At 61.4% G+C, this 18,438-nt stretch carries 13 protein-coding genes, 3 pseudogenes and 1 riboswitch; of the genes and pseudogenes, 10 read left to right on the top strand and 6 right to left on the bottom strand.

The window, feature by feature from the left end; genetic code table 11:
* The first annotated feature begins 158 nt into the window (after positions 1 to 158).
* From QPC17_RS00655 to QPC17_RS00665, 3 genes are all read left to right on the top strand, one after another.
* A complete protein-coding gene (locus QPC17_RS00655; protein ID WP_068539438.1) occupies positions 159 to 1,895 on the top strand; it encodes an ABC transporter ATP-binding protein/permease in 1,737 nt (578 codons plus the stop codon).
* A gap of 6 nt (positions 1,896 to 1,901) precedes the next feature.
* The gene (locus QPC17_RS00660; RefSeq protein ID WP_062614289.1) at positions 1,902 to 3,629 is read left to right on the top strand and encodes an ABC transporter ATP-binding protein; all 1,728 of its coding nucleotides are present in this window, start codon (positions 1,902 to 1,904) and stop codon (positions 3,627 to 3,629) included.
* Between the two features lie 401 nt (positions 3,630 to 4,030).
* Positions 4,031 to 5,256 (top strand): IS3 family transposase gene (locus QPC17_RS00665; protein WP_101923944.1). Its coding sequence is split into 2 segments (ribosomal slippage): positions 4,031 to 4,310 and positions 4,310 to 5,256, totalling 1,227 coding nucleotides; the frame shifts between segments, so codons are not numbered across the junction.
* Positions 5,257 to 5,286: 30 nt separating this feature from the next.
* Here QPC17_RS00665 and QPC17_RS00670 read toward each other — a convergent pair.
* Positions 5,287 to 5,883 (bottom strand): annotated as a pseudogene (locus tag QPC17_RS00670) (energy-coupling factor ABC transporter ATP-binding protein); the annotation flags it as partial.
* A 61-nt stretch (positions 5,884 to 5,944) separates the two neighbouring features.
* Positions 5,945 to 6,538 (bottom strand): ECF transporter S component, encoded by a 594-nt coding sequence (locus tag QPC17_RS00675; protein ID WP_285347353.1) that lies wholly within the window; start codon positions 6,536 to 6,538, stop codon positions 5,945 to 5,947.
* A 293-nt stretch (positions 6,539 to 6,831) separates the two neighbouring features.
* Here QPC17_RS00675 and QPC17_RS00680 point away from each other — a divergent pair, with 293 nt between their 5' ends.
* Positions 6,832 to 7,089 (top strand): helix-turn-helix domain-containing protein, encoded by a 258-nt coding sequence (locus tag QPC17_RS00680; protein ID WP_285347354.1) that lies wholly within the window; start codon positions 6,832 to 6,834, stop codon positions 7,087 to 7,089.
* An 80-nt stretch (positions 7,090 to 7,169) separates the two neighbouring features.
* On the opposite strand, the pseudogene QPC17_RS00685 reads toward QPC17_RS00680, so the two are convergent.
* From QPC17_RS00685 to QPC17_RS00695, 3 genes and pseudogenes are all read right to left on the bottom strand, one after another.
* Positions 7,170 to 7,610, bottom strand: a pseudogene (locus QPC17_RS00685) (transposase); the annotation flags it as partial.
* 31 nt (positions 7,611 to 7,641) lie between these two features.
* Positions 7,642 to 8,777, bottom strand: a protein-coding gene (locus QPC17_RS00690; protein ID WP_285347355.1) for an IS3 family transposase whose coding sequence is annotated in 2 segments (ribosomal slippage) — positions 7,642 to 8,507 and positions 8,507 to 8,777 — 1,137 coding nt in all. Because the reading frame shifts where the segments join, the coding sequence is not laid out codon by codon here.
* Between the two features lie 82 nt (positions 8,778 to 8,859).
* Positions 8,860 to 9,627 (bottom strand): annotated as a pseudogene (locus QPC17_RS00695) (IS256 family transposase); the annotation flags it as partial.
* Positions 9,628 to 10,381: 754 nt separating this feature from the next.
* Positions 10,382 to 10,499: riboswitch (SAM riboswitch) on the top strand.
* 15 nt (positions 10,500 to 10,514) lie between these two features.
* On the opposite strand from QPC17_RS00695, the gene QPC17_RS00700 reads away from it, so the two are divergent.
* From QPC17_RS00700 to QPC17_RS00710, 3 genes are all read left to right on the top strand, one after another.
* The gene (locus QPC17_RS00700) at positions 10,515 to 10,931 is read left to right on the top strand and encodes a hypothetical protein (RefSeq protein ID WP_285347356.1); all 417 of its coding nucleotides are present in this window, start codon (positions 10,515 to 10,517) and stop codon (positions 10,929 to 10,931) included.
* Between the two features lie 176 nt (positions 10,932 to 11,107).
* A complete protein-coding gene (locus QPC17_RS00705; RefSeq protein ID WP_068539317.1) occupies positions 11,108 to 12,796 on the top strand; it encodes an alpha/beta fold hydrolase in 1,689 nt (562 codons plus the stop codon).
* Between the two features lie 162 nt (positions 12,797 to 12,958).
* A complete protein-coding gene (locus QPC17_RS00710; protein WP_285347357.1) occupies positions 12,959 to 14,257 on the top strand; it encodes a hypothetical protein in 1,299 nt (432 codons plus the stop codon).
* Here the strand turns inward: QPC17_RS00710 and QPC17_RS00715 are convergent.
* On the bottom strand, positions 14,206 to 14,928 hold the full coding sequence (locus tag QPC17_RS00715) for a hypothetical protein (protein WP_285347358.1): 723 nt from the start codon (positions 14,926 to 14,928) through the stop codon (positions 14,206 to 14,208). The two genes, QPC17_RS00710 and QPC17_RS00715, sit on opposite strands and share 52 nt — an antisense overlap.
* A 131-nt stretch (positions 14,929 to 15,059) precedes the next feature.
* Here QPC17_RS00715 and QPC17_RS00720 point away from each other — a divergent pair, with 131 nt between their 5' ends.
* From QPC17_RS00720 to QPC17_RS00730, 3 genes are all read left to right on the top strand, one after another.
* Positions 15,060 to 16,724 (top strand): MFS transporter, encoded by a 1,665-nt coding sequence (locus QPC17_RS00720; RefSeq protein WP_285347359.1) that lies wholly within the window; start codon positions 15,060 to 15,062, stop codon positions 16,722 to 16,724.
* Between the two features lie 69 nt (positions 16,725 to 16,793).
* On the top strand, positions 16,794 to 17,054 hold the full coding sequence (locus QPC17_RS00725) for an ACT domain-containing protein (protein ID WP_062613964.1): 261 nt from the start codon (positions 16,794 to 16,796) through the stop codon (positions 17,052 to 17,054).
* Between the two features lie 52 nt (positions 17,055 to 17,106).
* A complete protein-coding gene (locus QPC17_RS00730; protein ID WP_070445768.1) occupies positions 17,107 to 18,426 on the top strand; it encodes a PFL family protein in 1,320 nt (439 codons plus the stop codon).
* Positions 18,427 to 18,438 lie beyond the last annotated feature (12 nt).

The following is an 18,438-nucleotide window of genomic DNA, read 5'->3' on the forward strand; positions in this document are numbered from 1 at the left end:
AAAATCTGCGGGTTCACAAGCCCTCCTGGCTGGTGTGATAAAGCTGTGCGCTCTTGTCATGCTGAGAGAAACATGCCAAACTGCACTTAGGTAAGCTTAACCTAAGGTTAGTTTTGTGGCTAGTCCTGCTTTCTTCAGACACGCGAAGGTGGATAACCATGTTCATGAAGCAGCGTTTAGTGATGCGCGCAGCCGGGCTATCCGTGAGGATGTTGACTCCCGCCGTTTTAGTGGGCGTCCTCGTCTCTGGCTTGTTCATCGCCACTGCGGTATGTAACGCGATCCTGTTTAATGAACTACTCACTACCCGCCACATGCCTACAGTGATGGGCCTGATCGTAACTATCGTCATCCTGCTTTTGGTTCGCCCACTAGTGCAGGTGGGCGGGCAACTGTTACAAAACCGTGCCGGACTGGTGGTGAAAAGCCGGTTGCGCCGTGCCCTCCTTGAACAAATCGACGCTCGCGGTCCCATGCGGGCGGGGTTTGGCCGTTCTGGGCAAATCCAGTCGGTTGTGACTGATGGGGTCGAGGCAGTGGAGCCCTACTTCGTTAAATACTTCACCCAGCTGGCGGTCACTGTTATTACCGCTACAGGGTTGACGATAGCTATCGGAGCAATCAGCCCATTGATTGCGGGAGCGCTATTGATCTGCGGCGTCGCTATTATCGCTATCCCACGGCTATGGGACAAAGCCCTTTCCGATCGGGGGCAGTCCCACTGGATCGCGTATGAGGATCTCAACGCGGACTTTGTTGACGCCATGATGGGAATGGCAACGCTGAAATCGTTTGGGGCCGCCCAAAATCACGGTGAAAAACTAGCTAAGCAATCACGCCAATTGTTGTCAACAACAATGGGCCAGCTTCGCCTTTCGCTGGGGGAAACTGGCCTGTCCAGCATGATGAAGGTGCTTGGTCCTGCTCTTGGCCTGGTTATTGCTATCAGCTTGATACGGGCCGGCGATATGCCGATGAACCACTTGTTCATCATCACTTTGTTATCGATTGAGCTGTTTCGCCCATTCACTGCATTGTCAACGTGTTGGCATGAGGCATTCTTCGGGATTTCTGCTCTGCCAGCAATGAGTGAACTATTCGATCAAGAGGGTGTCCAAACCAAACCCTCCGCAACGGTTGAACGTCACCATGATGGCACCGGGGTGTCCTTCATTGATACCAGCTACACGTATTTGAGTGCGACGAAGCCCGCGCTTTCAAACGTTACGTTCGACGCGCTGCCAGGGAAGACAACTGCTCTGGTTGGTCTGTCCGGGTCAGGTAAATCCACAGCATTAGGGCTACTGATGGGTTTTGACCATCCCAATAGTGGAACGATCACGGTTGGTGGCGTGCCAGCAGACCAACTGAACATTGCGCAGGTAGCTACCCTGGTTCCGCAAGATCCCATTATTTTCCCTGGAACTATCAGATCCATATTGGCTGAAGCTAACCCGAAAGCGGATGACGAGGCAATGATGAACGCCTTAACTTTGGCCTGCGCTAACGATTTGCACCAGGATGTCAGCGGTCAAGCAGGAAATGATAGTGTGCTTGACTTGGTGATTGAGGAGCATGCCCACAATCTTTCTGGCGGGCAGAAACAGCGGTTAGCGATTGCGCGTGCTCTGATTCGCCAGTGTCCACTGCTGATCCTCGATGAATCTACGTCAGCGTTAGATACCCAGACGGAAACCGCTGTGCTTTCCAATATTCGCCGCGCTTATCCGGATCTCACGCTTATTCTGGTCACCCACCGCACGGATGCCGCTGCGCAAACGGATCACGTTGTGGTGATGGGAGATGGCCGCGTGCTCTGCGCTGGTGCACCCCAGATTCTGGCTGGTGAAGACAACGCGTGGTCACAGCTTATCGACGCACAGTTAGGAGCCTGATCCGCCATGTTTTCTGCGTTTAGCGACTTCATTGCGCTGATGAAACGGCTACGCGAATGTGTTCCTCTTTTCGTTTCCTCCACGATCGTTACCGCTTTGGCGCAAATCAGTGTTGTGGGTGTGTCGGTTACGTCCGTGTGGGTTTCAACCCGGTTCATTCTTGACCCGGCTCATGACCTCACGCCGCTGGTGACTTTGCTGTTCACTTTGGTGGTGGTTCATGCGGCCAGTACCCTGTTTGAAGTGTGGTGGTCGCACGAAGTTGCCTATCGAATTTTGCACACTTTGCGAGTGCACATCTATGGGGCTATCGAACGAATCGCACCACTCGGGCTCCACGGGAAACGCACTGGCGATGTGGCGTCAGCGGCCATGAATGATGCGGAACAGCTTGAGTGGTTTTATGCGCACACTGCGTCTACCGCAATCTGCGCGGTGTTCTCGCCAGTAGTGTTCACTGGTGTTCTTGTTAGCTTTGTGGGGCCGCTGGGGCTGATCATGCTAGTTCCCACTATCGCTATGATCGTATTCCCCTTCATTCTCATGCCCATTCAGCGTATGCAGGGCACACAGATGCGTAGTCAGCTAGCCGGGTTGCGGGTTGCGGTGTTGGACTCCATTCAGGGGCAACGCGAGTTGCGTTCCCTCGGAATGGTTGAGAAACAAAATCAGCTTATTCTTGACTTGACACGTCAAGTGCAGGCCACAAAAAATGCGCAAACCATGCGGCAAGCGTGGGAGTCAGCGTTCGCGATGATCGTTACCACGATCGGATCTACCATTTTGTTAATTATCCTCACTGGACGTGTGCTTGACGGCAGTTTGGATGCGGCGATACTTCCCGTTGCTGTGGTTTTGGCGGGGCTTGTACCCACGCCGGCCACCACGTTGGTGGGAATGCTTGGGCGCGTTGGAGAGATCGGTGCCTGTGCACACCGGATCAATACGATTCTTCACGTGAAAGACCCGATTCCTGCTGTACCTGAACCGCACCACACCGCCTATGACGGGGAGGAGAACTGTCTTGTTGTTGATAACGCGGTGTTTGCCTACCAGCCGGAGCTTCCGGTTATCAACAAAGTCAGCCTTACTGCTACTCCGCAACGTTCTGTGGCGATAGTTGGTAAGTCTGGGGCGGGTAAAACTACTTTGGCTAATCTCGCTATGCGCTATTTGGATCCGCGGTCGGGGCAGCTGCGTTTCGATGGGAAGAATTTGCGTGGCTATGAGCCGAACCGCTACCGAGACAGACTGGCCCTGGTGCCTCAGGACTGTCATATTTTTGCTGGAACTGTGCGCGATAATCTTATTTTGGCGAACCCTAATGCTTCTGATGAGGATATTTGGCGGGCTCTTGCCGATGCGGACATTAGCGAGTTGGTGACTTCGCTTGGCGGGCTTGACGCGAGGGTGGGTGATAGAGGAACCACGCTTTCTGGAGGGGAGCGCCAGCGCGTTGGGATTGCGCGTGCATTCTTGCGCAACCCGGATATGCTCATCCTTGACGAGCCGTTAGCTAATATCGATCCGTTCCTTGAAACGTCTATTGCTAAGAACATTCGCCGCGCGCGGGCTGATCGCACGACGGTTGTTATTGCTCACCGGCTTGCTTCTATCCGGATTGCTGACCACATTATTGTTCTTGAGGATGGGCGCATTGTTGCTGACGGGGCCCACGAGCAGCTCAAAAACAACCCCACTTACGCTTCTCTTCTTGGGAGCCAAATAAACTAGTTGGTTGACAGCTTGTTTCCACCCGTTGGCTTTTGCACCTTGAATTCGACACACCGGGAAACCTTATATTGGTTCCGCATCCGGCAATGCTCGTGGGTTGTGGCAACGCTGGGTCTCATACGCTGGCTCACGTAACCTCGCGGGTGGGTATCGTAAGCTGGAGCTACGCAAAGCCCAAGAAGGGGAGCTATACCTCGTCGATAATTTCCGGTACTCGATCGTCGAGTTTTCGACACGAAACTAAATTGGAAGACGTTATCAAACGCGAACCGTATTGGAAGTGCGTGCTTTTAGCTCGGTAGCAGGGTCTTAATGACGACTAGGATGAGGCAGTCATGGGCGAGTTAGACAATGAAGCGTCCTGGGTTTAGTTCCTACCTCAGCTAAGGAAGGATTGAACTATGCCTAGAAAGTATTCCGTCGAGTTCAAGGAAAAGGCGGTCCATCAGATCATCGAAATGGTCCGCCTGGAGTCCTGCTCACTGCAATGCGCCTACACAGAGGTCGGCGAGCTCCTTGGAGTATCTCACCACACGTTGCGGGCTTGGTACCGTGACAGCGCTTCAGTACGTGATGACTCAGACGCTTCAGGTGGCGAAACAATGGAAGAAGAGCTCAAGCGTCTGCGCCGCGAAAACCGCGAACTGAAACGAGCAAACGGGATTCTTAAGACTGCTTCGGCTTTTTTCGCAGCGGAACTCGACCGACCCACGACCAAATGATCTCCTACATCGACGCGTACAAAGATCAGTTTGGGGTCGAGGCCATCTGCCGAGTCCTCAAACAAGCAGATCGTGGATTCATCACCTCACGCGGCTACCGCAAAGCCACCACACGCGTTCCCAGCGCAAGGGCCTTAAGCGATAGCCTTCTCATCCCAGAGATACAGCGTGTGCATGCGCAGAATTTCTCGGTCTACGGCATCCGCAAAATGTGGCACGCGATGAACCGTGAAGGCTTTCATATCGGCCGCGACAAGACCGCCCGATTAATGAAGCTAGCAGGTGTTTCCGGCCGCAGACGTGGGCGAACGCCCGTGACAACGATTAGCCCGAAGACACCGGATCATCGCCCGGACCTAGTGCAGCGAAACTTTCGTGCACAAGCGCCAGGCAGGTTGTGGGTTGCCGACATTACATACGTTCGTACCCTGTCAGGATTCGCCTACACCGCGTTTGTCGTGGATGTCTTCAGCCGAAAAATTGTTGGTGTTGCTACACGCTCGACGATGCGCACCGATGCGCTGCCCATGGAGGCCTTGGAGCATGCATTAACGACTGCCGGACGAATCCATGGTAACCAGCTGATTCACCACAGCGATCGGGGCAGCCAGTACGTGTCGCTGAAGTATTCCACCGCCCTAGCGGAATCAGGAATACGCCCGAGTGTGGGAACAGTCGGCGATTCTTATGACAATGCACTAGCCGAAACAGTCAATGGTCTCTACAAGGCGGAACTGATTCATGCCCAAGGCCCGTGGACATCGGTCGGAGAAGTCGAACTGGCCACCTTGCGGTGGGTGCATTGGTGGAACACCAAGCGGCTTCACGAAGCATTGGACTACGCCACCCCACAAGAAGTAGAAACCGAGTACTATCTCACCCAGCCCATCAACACAGGGCCGTAAAAGAAGCGGAACTAAACCCAGGACGCTTCAGTCATGGTCGATCACCACGATGCCCACGCCATCGCTAACCAGCTGTTGGATGACGCTGTAAAACTCGTCCGTGCCTTGCGTGTCAATCATCGATGTTGGCTCATCGAGGACTAGTAAGCGGGGCTGCATAGCCAGTGCTACCGCGATCGCTAGGCGCTGGCGTTGGCCGCCCGATAATCTCCATGGGCTCTCCCACAGCTTGGTCTCCAGACCAACCGCAGACGATGCCTCGCGTACCCGTCGATCAATCTCAGGAACAGGCAGGCAGAGGTTCTGCAGCGCAAACGCGACATCGTCATACACCGTACGGGTAATGACTGCGGCATCCGGATTTTGTCCCACGTAGGCGACATTGGTAGCGATCAACTGGGCCGTGGCGTCGGCGATTTCGGCGCCGGCAATTTGAACGCTGCCGGAGTATTCGGACGGCAGACAGTGGGGCACAAGGCCGCACACGGCTCGGACGAAGGTAGTTTTACCGCATCCAGAGGGCCCAATGACGGCCGTTACCTGACCGCTCAGGTGGACCAGGCTTGGACGTTGCAGCACCCACCGGTCCTGACCCAAGTAGTGAACGGAAAGATCCTCAACCGCCAGGAGCGCCCGCGCGGACTCGCTCACAGACCGTTGCTCGCTGCTCAAAGTGGAGGCCAGCCTTTCACTCACGATGGTCTACGCCTACGCCTGCATTGTTGAGCAAACGGGTTAGTCCGACGACGGCCAAACCGCCAATGACGGACGACGTGACTCCCACCAGCACGATCAGTCCCGATACCGAGATTCCCACCGTGTGCTTGAGCAGCGTGAGGTACAACAGGCTGTTAAATGCCCCGAAGAATGCGGCGGAGATCAGATACGCCCACCACGTCCACTTCCGGTACAGCATCAACGCCATGGGAAACTCAACCAGGAGCCCGCCAATGACGTTACCGACAATCGCGGCAGGCCCAGTGGGAGTAGTAAATACGCTCACAACTCCGATGATCAGCGCGGCCAGCAGCGAAGCGCCCGGCCTTCGCACAACGGCCAGAGGAAGGAGGTAGGGAATGACCCAAAGTCCGAGAAGGGACACCCCGAGCCAGACTGCGCTCTGCGAAGCCGCACCCGCCGGCGCGATGTAGTTCAGTGGGATGAGGATGATGAGGCCGACCACCGACAGGGAGGCCACCATCATGAGATTTCGGGTACCTAGAATTGAGTCGGTTAATCCTCCGCGAGCTGAGCGTCGAACCGTACCGGATCGGTCTGTCACAGCAAACTCTCTTCCACTTAGGTTAACCTAACCTAACTCCCGACCGGGGTCAAGTCCCTTGAGCTAGACGTTGAGCCTGCGCAGAGACGCAGCTCGAGGGGTTTCTCGCGTTTTGAAAGGACGCAAAGCGACCGCTGAGGATCTCCGGGCAGAGCTGATCCGGGTTTGCGAGTCACCGCAGCACCCGAGGGTGTAAAAAGTATCGGTAGGGCGTCATGCGATACCCAAATGTGCACCTTGATCAAAGCTGACTGTATCGCACGAATAGTCATGCGATATGGTATTCTGGCTGCATGGTTGACACATCGAACGCGCCTCGCGAGGACTATAGAAACCTCTGGAAGTTGCTTATCGACAGAGGAATTCGGAAGGGCGAGCTTAAAGACCTTGCCGGTCTGAGCTCATCAACCATCACGAAGCTGGGTCGAAATCAGACGGTTACCACCGCGACACTTGGGCGGATTTGTAAAGCGTTGGATTGTTCACCCAACGACATTCTGGCTTTTGAAGACTGTTATGAGGAAGGAACCGGCGACGGTCGTAATGATTGAGATGAAGCAGGCAGGTCAAGTCCCGTGTAGTGGTGTAGCCGTTTGTGCTTTCGGCTCGGTATGAAGTTGGGGGTTTTGGGTTAGGCGGTTAGTTGGTGATGCTCACCATGTTCACCTCCAGTTTGGTCCATGAGGTATTTGGTGTGTTCGAGTGCCGATAGTGACATGTAGCGTTTTTGCTGGATCCAATCGTCGTGCTGTTCGGCTAGGATCGCGCCGACGAGCCGGATGATGGATTCGCGGTTCGGGAAGATGCCTACAACATCGGTGCGTCGGCGGATCTCCCGGTTGAGCCTTTCGGTGGGGTTGTTCGACCATACTTTTGTCCAGACTGGTTTCGGCGCTGTGGTAAACGCCAACACGTCATCGAGCGACTCTTCTAGATAGGCCGCAACCTGCGGGAACTTTGGTTCCAGTAGATCAACGACTTCGCGGGCTTGTGCCCAGGTGGATTGAGCGTCGGGTTGCTGGAAGATTGTCTGGAACATCGCAGAGACCATCGGCCACTGTGTCTTCGGGACTGGGGTGGCCTAAGAATTAGGTCCACGTGGTTTAAGCGTTGACCGTGTTTTCTTGTTTCCATTGTTCCGCGTATTCCCGTGGACTGAGGTAGCCCAGGGAAGAGTGCGGGTGGAAGGTATTGTACCGGTGTGACCACTGTGCCACGAGGGTTCGGGCGTGATCAAGGTCCTCGATACTGTTGTCTTCGAGGAGCTCGTCTCGCATCCGGTTATGGAAAGACTCAACGAACCCGTTATGCCACGGCTCGCCTGGCGGGATGAAGGCTTGGATCGTCTCGTCCTCGGCTGCCCAGTCTTTGAGAGCCTGAGCGATGAATTCGGGCCCGTTATCCATCCGGATCACCCGCGGGCGTCCGCCATGTGCAAGCGAGGCTAGGTCGAGCAGCTCGATGACCGAGCCCGCATCAAGTTTCTTATCGACTGCGAAGGTGAGGTGTTCGCGGGTATATTCATCGATAATATTGCAGATCTTGATCGTCTTGCCGTGCCAGGTCGAGTCGAACTGGAAATCCAGCGCCCACACATCACCCGGGTATTGCCCCGCAGGCACATCCACCCAGCCGCTACCATCGACGCGTTTGCGCTTCTTCCGTGGCAACACGCGCAGGCCTTCTTCGCGCCATAAGCGGCGGAATGTTTCCCGGCACACCCCGTAGCCCAGGCCAAGAGCCTTGACCCAGACGCGCCGGTGTCCCCACCGGCGGTGATCCTTAGCGAACTCATGCATCCACTGACGCAGACCCGCATACTTATCAGGCCCATGATCGCGGTCTCTAGCGCGCCGGTAGGCTGAGCGTGAGAGCCCAACAACCTTGCACGCCAGTCTCTGGGAATAGCCCAGCTCGACCAGATGCCACACGGCATCGTGACGGCGAGCCGGGCCTAGAAGTTTCCCTCTGCCAATTCCTTCCATGCTGCTTTTTCCAGCTCGGCCTGACCCAGTAGCCGTTTCAGGTGCGTGTTCTCATCGCGCAGACGCTGCAACTCTTTCGCCTCGCTCCTGCTCATCGCACCATACGTCGCCTGCCACCTGTTCAACGTCGCTTCGCTAATACCCAGCTCGGTCAAGATCTGAGCTGTGGTCGACCCTGATTCTCTGAGTTCGCGGGCCTTATCAAGCTTGCGAACAATCTGCTCAGGAGTGTGTTTACTAAACTTCTTCACCATTCATCCATTCCCCCTACCCACCGGGCAGGACATCAATGGACAACACTCAAGTCACCTGCACCTAAAAACCTGAGGCACTCCACCGGCACCGCTGCCACGACGCATCAGGCAGCACTTCAGAAATAGCGTGCTGGATGCCTTCGTGGGCGTCACTGGTGATAAGGAAGACACCACGAAGCCCGCGGGCTTTTAAGTCCTGGAAGAAGCCTTTCCACGACGCGTTGGATTCCGCGGTGGCGACATGCATGCCGAGTATTTCGCGGTAGCCGTCGGCGTTGACACCGGTGGCAAGTAGTAGGCAGCATTTGACCACCCGGCCGCCTTCACGCACTTTGATCGTCAATGCGTCGCAGGACAGGTAGGCGTACCCGCCGGGGTTCAGGGGGCGGTTTTTGAAGTCTTCGACCATCTCGTCGAGTTCTTCTGACATGCGTGAGACTTGGGATTTCGACATGTTGGAAATCCCAAGTGTTGCCACCAGATCGTTCATTCGGCGGGTGGAAACCCCTTTGAGATAGCAGGCCGCGATTACGGTCGATAGTGCGCGTTCGGCACGTGAGCGTCGCCCGAGCAGCCAGTCCGGGAAGAACGCGCCGTGGCGCAGCTTCGGTACTGCCACATCGATTGTGCCGACACGGGTGTCGAGGTCGCGGTGGCGGTACCCGTTGCGGTGGTTGACCCGCTCGGTGGATACAACACCGTATTCAGCCCCGCAGACGGTGTCAGCCTGGGCGGAGAGGATCTGGTTGATAAAGCCTTGCAGCATCTGCCGCATCAGATCCGGGGATGCTTGGGCCAGCAGATCATCCAGATAGGTTGTCGGGTCGATAGAATGCGGTGCAGCGGTCATCGTTACGTGCCTTTCGGTGAGATGTGGTAGTTGAGTCGAAGGTTACTGACGATGGCCGCCCCACTATTTCCGGGGCCCACCATCAGCAAGCGTTACACCACACTAAGGGACGCAACCCACTCCAATGCCGGCTCATATTTGTGAATGGCATAGTGAGTGAACGTATCTCGATCGACAAGTCGGAGCCTCACTACCTCATTCGCCCTGGCGGATTCTAAACACACCTTGACCAATTTTACCGTCCGTAGCTCACGTGAGGGCGAAAGACGGCACCCCACCAGCTGCAATGAACCAACTCTCACACGGCAGGAACCAGTAGCGTATTACGGCGGGTCAGTTTGGCCGCGGAGCCAGCAACGATCTGAGACTCGCAAGCTGGACAAGCAGCCCGAATGCCAGGGGCTGAGAAACCCACAGGTGCAGTTTGGCTTGTTGTCAAGCGAAAAGCCCTCCGTCGCCTCTGGCTCTGCGATCAGCATTTTGTATCGTCTTCGGCAGTTACATAACAGGTGGCCCGGAAACCGCGAGAAATTGAGGTTTCCGGGCTTTTTCGTGCCCGGGAATGACTAACCGGATGACCGATGCGGGGCCGGCGGTGGATGCCGGCGGCTGGCCGGTGGGGGCCGGCCTGTGGACCGGCAGGTGGTGGGTTGCCGCTGGATGGCTGCCCGCTGGGTGGCTGGTCCTCGGGGTTGGGGGCGGCACCCAACTCGGCTTTCCCCTTGCTCGATTTGGTGTGATACAGTCCTGCGTGGATCAAGAAGATCAGTCGCAAGCCCTTCGGCAGACTGACTGGCAACCGCGCGTCGCGCACGGTGCCCCCGAAGGAAGATCTGTCCCGGGTGGAATTCGCCTCCGGGAAAGAGCGATCAATGAAGGAGTTCCCCATGCGGAACATCGAAGAAGAAGCAAACCTGCCCACCCCGAAGAAGTGTGGGCGTTTCCTGACGGCTCACGACATTCATTACATCCGGGCGAGGCACAGCTGGACCGCCACGTGGCGGGACGTGGAGAAGGTCGAGAAGGATGGAGACTTTATCGTCTTCGTCGTCGACGGGGATACCGTCCGTGGCTGGAACCATGAACCGTCCTATGTGCAGGCGCTGATTGACTCTGGTCGGCGGGTGAAGTGGTGTGAGAGGTACGGGATTCTGAGCTTTGAAGCGCCGGGCGGGGGTAGTTCTCGCTATGTCGGAGTCGACTCCGTTGCGAGCCCGGAGGAATGCACCGGCACTCGCACAGATGGGTTCGTGATCGAGGGAAGGAAGCTCCTCGGAGGCGACGGCCAGGATAGTCGCGCATAGCGCGGCGCCGCCCCGCCCCGGCGATTTGAATTCACTGGACGATTCTGGGGCGATCTTCGTATGTAGAAAGATCGCCCCAGAATCGTCCACCTTGTCTCAACCCGGTTGCCCCCACGTCGCCGCGCCCCGCTTTCGGTCTAGACTTGTAGCGCCCGCCCACGAGCTAAGGAACCCCCATGATCAGCAACGCAGCGTCGTATTCGGTATCCGGCCGCGAGGAAAGGGGCGTGATCGTCGCGCTGCATGGTGTCACCGACAACGCCGCCGCACTGTCCGGCATCTCGCGCCGATGGGGGACCGAGTGGCGCGTCTACCTGGTCGACGCCCTCGGTCACGGCTTGTCGCGTCGGTTTCACGACGACGACCTCGCCGACCCCTTCACCGCTCTCGTCGCGGCGGCCCGGGCGGTCGTCATCGACGCGGCCCGCCACGCGGTGAGCCGGAAGGTGGTGCTGATGGGGCACTCGATGGGTGGGGCGATCGCGGCGGCGATCGCGCGGGAGGTGCCGGACCTGGTACAGGCGCTCGTGCTTGAGGACCCCGCGCTCCTCACCGACACCCAGCGGCAGGCCTACGCTGACACGGCTCGCGAGCGCGTCGTCCACCAAGATGCCGTCACCGCGGATCCGAGCCACGCGATCGCCGAGCTGAAGGCGTCATACCCAGCCTGGCCCGCCGCCGAGTATGGAGCGTGGGCGCAGGGGAAGGCGCAGGTGGACCGGCGCTTTTTGGCCACGGGCGTGGTGAGTGGGCGCGGGCGGGAGCTCCTGGCCGAGCTCGCGGTGCCCACGCTTCTCCTTACGGGCGACGGCGGCGATGTCCTGTTCGGTGCGGCCGGCCTTGCCCAGGCCGAGGCCCTCGCCAATCCGCACCTCAGCACGGCGCTCATCCCCGACGCCACCCACACGGTCCGCCGCGACCGGCCCAAGGAGTTCTACCAGGTCGTGAACGAGTTCCTCGGCCGCCACGGGCAGGACCCGCAGCCGGCCCCTTACATCGCCGACGAGCTGGCCTCCCTCCTCGACACGACGCCGTCACAAGACATGGCCCGCTACCACGTGGTTCGCCGGCAGGGAGAGGACGCCTTCGGCGGCGCGAGTCCGGGTGCGGGCGTGACGGTGGAGACCGTCGTCGTTGGCGCGGTGCCCCTGCGGTGCCTGCGGGGCGACGGGGAGCCGACCGCGGCGGTGCTGTCCATCCACGGCGGCGGATACGTGGCGGGTGAGGCGCGGTTCGACGACGCCCGCAACGCCGATCTGGTCGAACTGTTCGGGGGAGCGGTGGTGGCGAGCCCGGACTACCGGCTTGCCCCGGAGTACCCGTGGCCGGCGGGCGCCACCGACTGCGCCGACGCGCTGCGCTACCTCGCCCAGACTTACCCGGGCTTGCCGCTGTACGTGTTGGGCGACTCCGCCGGCGCCGGCCTGGCACAACAGGCAATCGCCCTGCTGGCAGAAAGCGGCGAGCCGGTGCGGATCGAACGCGCGTTCGTGCTCGAACCGTGCCTGGAGCCGGGGATGGATACGGGGTCGTTCGCCACCTACCGCGACGGGCCGATTTGGACGCGGGAGGCGTCGGCGGCGTCGTGGCGCCACTACCTCGGCGACCCGCGCGTCACCCCGCCCTACGTGCCCTCACGGCGGGCCGCGGCGCTCATGCCGCCCACGTTTATCGTGGTCAACCCGGCCGATCCGCTTCGCGACGAGGGCCTTCGTCTCGCCCAGGACCTCGCCGACGCCGGCGTCCCTGTCGAACTCCACATGTTCCCGGGCACCTTCCACGGGGCGCTGTCGGTGCCGTCCTCGCGCACGTGGCATCGCGTGAAGGAGGCGATGCGGGCCTTCCTCGCGACGCCGATGGGCTAGCGCCCGGTGGCTGGTCGCACGGCTACCGAAAACCCGTAACCTCGCGTTCACATTGGCGCCTTAGCGTGCAATAGCATGGGACGACTGCTCTTTGCGCTGGTTCTGGGTGGCCTGGCCTCATCGCTCGCCTTCGCTACGACCGGCTCGGAAAAATTCTGAACCGTGACTCGCGTGCTGCTCTTCGTGGCAGCGGCGAAGGACATCGTGTCCCTCCTTGACCTGCACGAGGTGGAGACCGGGGCCCTCGTGGCGGTCGCGCACCCGTACGAGGAATACAGCAACATCCACGTCCTCCTTGGCGATGAGGTTCCGCCCGCGTCGCAGGCGTTAAACGCCGACGCCGTGGCCTACGCCGAACCGCTCGAAGAGTGGCGTGCACCGACCAAGTTCCACCGGAGGTGGTGGGTACTGGTGTTGGCGTTCGTGGTCGGCGCTGTTGGCGCGCCGTTCCTGTCGACGTCGGACCCGGTGCCGTGCCTGAAGTACATGGTCGGCAAGTACGACGGGCGTGTGCAGCAAATCGACGACGGCTACCTCTTCGAAGAAGTGCCCTTGCTTGAGGCGCTCGACGTGCTGGAGGGCGAGCTCGGACACGACCAGGTGATCGAGGTTGCGTTCGCGGACATCAAGCTCGACGCTGACGCGTCCACCGCGCTTGGCGGGGCGCAGATCGATGATGTGGTGGTGCGAGGCGGCAAAGTCATCTCGCGAACAGTCAAAATACGTGAGCCCGGGCTTGATTTCAACGAGGCGGCCTTCAGCTTGGGGACGAACTGGTCGCAGATCATCCGAGCCATCCCCGAGGCGAAAAACGTGGCGCGCGAGCTGGGGCTTGCCGACCCGAAGATCGAGAGGGTCTCGGTGGCCCGGCTCCTTCCCATTTCGGTTGCGCTTGAGGTGCGCATGGTGTTCCGAGACGAGACCGGGTCCGAGACGGTGTTCCTCACGCCCAAGGGCGAGGTCACGACGTCGACCGAGTTCGCCCAGCTCGACGACGCCGCCCGCGAAACCTACTACTTCGCCCTCGATCGCTTCGTGCCCGCCGTCCAAGAGACCCTTGACGAGGTGGGTCTGACCGAGATGGTCAGCATCACAGTGTTCCGCGGGCGGCTTAACGTGGAGTCGTTCCGCGAGGAGGGTGGACGCAGCGAGACTGTTGAGGTGACGCACTCTGACGGGCGCGTGGCGCGCATCGCGCCCGCCGATCCCACGAAGGTGGACTCCGGGCGGCGCTTCACGATCAACGACGTCGACTGGGAGGCCACCTTCGCCATGATCGCCGAGGGGCAACGCATCATGGCCGAGGCTGGCGCTGAGGGCACCGAGCCCACCCACATCATCATTGAGCGCGACGACACGGACGTCCCGTATTTCCGGGTGTACTTAAAAAACGAGTACGACGAGGGTGGTTACCTCGAAGTGGACGCGAACGGGTCGATCGTGCGGACCATGCTCCCGTAGGCGCGAGCCAGTATCGCCCGCGTCGCCTGCGTGGCCTCCTCGATGACGTCCTCGCTGCCGCCCGCGTCGATGAGCGTGAAGCCCGTGGAGATGAGCCCGCGGATGAGGGCGGCCACGATCGCCCGCCGTTCGGCTTTAACCTGCGGCAGCGCCTCGGCCACGAGCTCGGCGAGCATGTCGTCCAGCACGGCGTGCCCGCCGCTCTCGCCCTCCAGCTGCGAGCGCCGGATCCCCGCGCCTAGCTGCATGAGCCAGCCGTGCCCGCTGCGGGTGGCCTGGCGCAGGTTCGCCTCCACAAAAGCAACCGTAGCCCGCGCCCCGCGCTCGGCGGTGCCGGCAGCCGCAGTGCCAGTCATCCCCGCGCCCGTGCGCTCAGCCACAGAGCTAGCCTCGGCTGGCTCGGTATCCGACGCCCCGGCCCGCGCCTCGTCCACCGCCTCCCGGACGGCCGTGATCCACGCGGGGAAGTGCCGTCCGACCACGCGGGCCCGCAGGTCGTCGATCGAATCGATGTAGCGGTAGAGCGAGTTGCGCTTGATCCCCACGGCGTCGGCCACGGCGCCCGCGGTCAGCTCCGCGCCCGAACTCATGATCGCCTCGGCGACGTCGTAGATCTGCGCGAGGGTCTGCGCGCGGCGGCTCGCGAGCTGTTCGTGGTAGGGGTTATTCACGCCTGCCATTGTGCCACGATCGGCTACCCGGCCGGTACTTGCGACACCCTGTCGCAGGGTGTTTAATGGAGAGGTGCGACACCGTGTCGCACCCTCGACGGCCGCGCCGCCGATCATCGAAAGGTTCATCCATGACCACTACGCGCAGCGCCGCCCACGACGCTCCCGACACGGAAACTCCCGCCGCGTCCGCCACCTCCGGCGCACCAAGCCGCGCCGCCCCAACCCCGCCCAACCGCTGGCTCATCCTCGGCGTGGTCATGTTCGGTGTCTCCCTCATCGTGCTGGACTCCACGGTGGTGGCCGTGTCGATCCCGACGATCATCGCCGACCTCGGCCTCACCCTCACCCAAGCCCAGTGGGTCACCTCCCTGTACTCGGTGATCTTCGCCTCCTTGCTCCTAACCTCGGGCACGCTCGGCGACAGGATCGGCACCAAGCGGGTCTTCCTCGCGGGCCTCGCGGTGTTCGCCGCGTCTTCCCTCCTGGCCGCGCTCGCGACGTCGGCCGCCACCCTCCTCCTCGCTCGCGGCCTGCAAGGCCTGGGTGGCGCGCTCGTGCTACCCTCCACCCTGTCCACGATCAACGCCACCTTCCGCGGCAGCTCCCGCGCGGCCGCCTTCGGCATGTGGGGCGCAGTCATGGCGGCAATGGCCGCGATCGGCCCGCTGCTGGGCGGTTGGATCACCCAGACTTTCTCCTGGGAGTGGATCTTCCTCATCAACCCGCCGATCGCCGCGGTCATCTTCGCCCTCGCCCTGCGCGTGCTGCCCGCCGGGGAGCGCGCCCGTGTCGGGATCGACTGGCGCGGCCCGGCGCTGTCCGCCGCCGCGATGGCCACCCTCGTCTTCGGCCTCATCGAGGCCACCACCTTCGGCTGGGTCCGCATGAAGAACGACGCCGCCCTCGGCCCTCTCACCTGGCGCGCCGGCTGGGTCTCACCCACGCTCGTCGCGATCGCACTCGGGCTGGCCCTGCTCGCCCTCTTCGTCTGGGACCAGGCTCGCCGTGGCCGCGCCGGCCAGGCCGTCCTCCTCGACGTCAGCCTCTTTACCCTCTCCTCCTTCACCAACGGCAACGTCACCGCGATGATGGTGGCGATGGGCGAGTTCGGCGCCCTGTTCGTCCTTCCCCTGTTCCTGATTAACGTGCAGGGCTTCGGCGCGATCGAAGCGGGCTGGGTGCTGGCCTCGCTCGCTATCGGCGCGTTTTTCTCCGGGGCAGCCGCGCGGCACGTGGCCGGGCAGATCGGCGCGGCCTGGACGGTCGTCGTCGGGCTGGTACTGGAAGTCGCCGGCATTGCGGTACTCGCCGCGATCTTGCACGCGGACCTGTCGGCGATCACGATGTCGGCGGTGCTGGTCGGCTACGGGCTGGGCATGGGTCTGGCCTCGGCGCAGGTGGCCTCCGTGGTCCTGGCCGACGTGCCGATCGAGCGCTCCGGAATGGGATCCGCCACGCAGACGACGTTCCGCCAGCTCGGCTCCTCGCTCGGCTCGGCGGTGGCGGGCTCCGCGCTCGCGGCCGGCCTCACCGTCCTCCTCCCCGCCAAGCTCGCCGACCTCGGCATCCCCGCCGCCGGCGCCAGCGCCATCACCGACGCCACCGTCACCTCCGCCGGCTCCGCCATGTCTCAGCTCGCCGCCCAGGCCCCCGACCCCGCGGCCCTCCACGCCGCCCTTACCGAATCCTTCGCGACGGCGACCAGCATCTCCCTCGCCGGCTCTGCCGTGGCGCTCGGCGTCGGCCTCGTCTCCGCGCTCATCCTCGCCAGCCGCGCGTCATCCCGCGCCTAAACCCGGGCGCCGAACCATCCCGCCCATGCGCCCATATGACCTCCCAGGCCAGCGCGATAGAATGGAAAAATGTACGCAATCATCACCGTTACCGGCTCGGACCACCCGGGCATCGTCGCAGGAGTGACCACCGCGCTCGCGGAACACAAGGCCAATATCCTCGACATCTCCCAGACTCTCATGGGCGGATTCTTCACCATGATCCTCCGCGTGGAGGTCTCCAACTCGATCGACGAGCTCCAGGCCGCCCTGACCGCCGTCGAACGCGAGCAGTCTACCGTGATCCGGGTCCAGTCCGAGGCCCTGTTCACAGCAATGAACGAACTGTAGGTGCGCCGTGGCTTTCCATTCGAGTCCGCAGTCCATCCTGTCCACGGTGGAGATGATTGAAAAGTACCGCCTGGACATCCGCACGGTCACGATGGGGATCTCGCTCCTGTCCTGCCGCCGGTCCACTATGGCCGCCACGTGCGAAGCGATCTACGAGCGCATCACCACCCAGGCCGCGCGCCTCGTGGAGGTCGCCGAGGGCATCGAGCGCGAGCTTGGCATCCCGATCGTCAACAAGCGCATCTCGGTCACCCCGATCGCGTTGGTGGCGGCGGGGTTGGAGGGCGACGTCGTCGACATCGCTCACGCCCTCGACCGGGCCGGCAAGGCCGTGGGCGTCAACTTCATCGGCGGCTACTCGGCGCTGGTGGACAAGGGGATGAGCGACGTCGATCGCGCCCTCATCGCCTCCCTCCCGCGGGCCCTGACCGACACGGATGTGGTGTGCGGGTCGGTCAACGTGGCCTCCTCGCGCGCCGGCATCAACATGGAGGCCGTGGCCCTGCTGGGCGAGGTCATCAAGGAGGCCGCCGCGCTCACGGCCGACCGCAGCGCGATCGCCTGCGCCAAGCTCGTGGTCTTCGCCAACGCGGTGGGGGACAACCCGTTCATGGCCGGCGCCTTCCACGGCGTGGAGGAGCCGGACGCCGTGATCAACGTGGGCGTATCCGGCCCCGGCGTCGTCGCCAACGCGATTGAACCCATGCGCGGCGCGCCGCTCAACGAGATCGCGGAGGAGATCAAGAAGGCCGCCTTCAAGATCACGCGCGCCGGCCAGCTCGTGGGTGAATTCGCGGCGGAACGGCTGGGCGTGCCCTTCGGCATCGTCGACCTCTCGCTCGCCCCCACCGCCGAAGTCGGCGACTCCGTGGCCGCGATCCTCGAGGCCATGGGCCTGGAGCGCGTGGGCGCTCACGGCACCACCGCCGCGCTCGCCCTGCTCAACGACGCGGTGAAGAAGGGCGGCATGATGGCTTGCTCGCGCGTGGGCGGGCTGTCCGGCTCGTTCATCCCCGTTTCGGAGGACGCGAACATGATCGACGCCGTCCGCGCCGGCACCCTCTCGATCGAGAAGCTGGAGGCGATGACGGCGATCTGCTCGGTCGGCCTGGACATGGTGGCCATTCCCGGCGACACCCCCGCCGCCGCAATTGCCGGCATGATCGCCGACGAATCCGCAATCGGGGTGATGAACCACAAGACGACAGCCGTGCGCGTCATCCCCGCCCCCGGCACCGCGGAAGGCGACGAGGTGGACTTCGGCGGGCTACTCGGCTACGCGCCCGTCATGCCCGTACGCGCCGTGTCCTCGGCCGAGTTCGTGGCACGCGGCGGATTCATCCCCGCACCCGTCCACGGGATGCGCAACTAACGCGCGCGGCGA

The sequence above is a fragment of the Trueperella bernardiae genome (genome assembly GCF_030246965.1).
In the GTDB taxonomy this organism is placed as follows: domain Bacteria; phylum Actinomycetota; class Actinomycetes; order Actinomycetales; family Actinomycetaceae; genus Trueperella; species Trueperella bernardiae.

What these genes read in the sequence shown, in the direction of transcription:
- QPC17_RS00655 (WP_068539438.1), top strand. Translation starts at nt 159, where the DNA reads ATGTTCATGAAGCAGCGTTTAGTGATGCGCGCAGCCGGGCTATCCGTG.
- QPC17_RS00660 (WP_062614289.1), top strand. Translation starts at nt 1,902, where the DNA reads ATGTTTTCTGCGTTTAGCGACTTCATTGCGCTGATGAAACGGCTACGC.
- QPC17_RS00680 (WP_285347354.1), top strand. Translation starts at nt 6,832, where the DNA reads ATGGTTGACACATCGAACGCGCCTCGCGAGGACTATAGAAACCTCTGG.
- QPC17_RS00700 (WP_285347356.1), top strand. Translation starts at nt 10,515, where the DNA reads ATGCGGAACATCGAAGAAGAAGCAAACCTGCCCACCCCGAAGAAGTGT.
- QPC17_RS00705 (WP_068539317.1), top strand. Translation starts at nt 11,108, where the DNA reads ATGATCAGCAACGCAGCGTCGTATTCGGTATCCGGCCGCGAGGAAAGG.
- QPC17_RS00720 (WP_285347359.1), top strand. Translation starts at nt 15,060, where the DNA reads ATGACCACTACGCGCAGCGCCGCCCACGACGCTCCCGACACGGAAACT.
- QPC17_RS00725 (WP_062613964.1), top strand. Translation starts at nt 16,794, where the DNA reads ATGTACGCAATCATCACCGTTACCGGCTCGGACCACCCGGGCATCGTC.
- QPC17_RS00730 (WP_070445768.1), top strand. Translation starts at nt 17,107, where the DNA reads ATGATTGAAAAGTACCGCCTGGACATCCGCACGGTCACGATGGGGATC.